This window comes from Bradyrhizobium sp. NBAIM08, assembly GCF_020193935.1.
GTDB lineage: Bacteria > Pseudomonadota > Alphaproteobacteria > Rhizobiales > Xanthobacteraceae > Bradyrhizobium > Bradyrhizobium yuanmingense.
Map to the genome: position 1 here is coordinate 1 of NZ_JADYVR010001378.1, position 381 is coordinate 381.

Here is a 381-nt window from a genome sequence, read left to right on the forward strand (position 1 = left end):
CGGCCGGTTACCGGCGGGAGCTCGACCCGCACGACCCGTCCGCAGCGGCGCTCGCGCGGCGTGCGGCCGAGCGACTCGGCAGGGCGGGGCGCACAGCGCTCGAGCGCGGTGACCTCGCCGCAACCGAGAACCTGCTTCGACGTGCGCTCGCGCTCGCCCCCGATGACAAGGAACGACGGCAGCTGATCCCCGACCTCGCGGACGCGCTGATCGAGGGGGATGAGCACGTCGACGAGGTCGGCGAGCTCGCCGGCGAGCTGGAGCGCGGCAACACACGCGACCACGCGATCGGCGCCGTGCTTCGCGTCCGGCTCAGCCCGGCCGGGCAGCTGGACGACCAGCTCGCGCGCCTCGACGAGGCTGAGGCGGCGCTCGCGGCGG

The 381-nt window shown here is 75.6% G+C and carries 1 pseudogene; it reads left to right on the forward strand.

Annotated elements, in window-relative coordinates:
* Positions 1–381 (forward strand): annotated as a pseudogene (locus tag I6F37_RS45015) (adenylate/guanylate cyclase domain-containing protein); the annotation flags it as partial.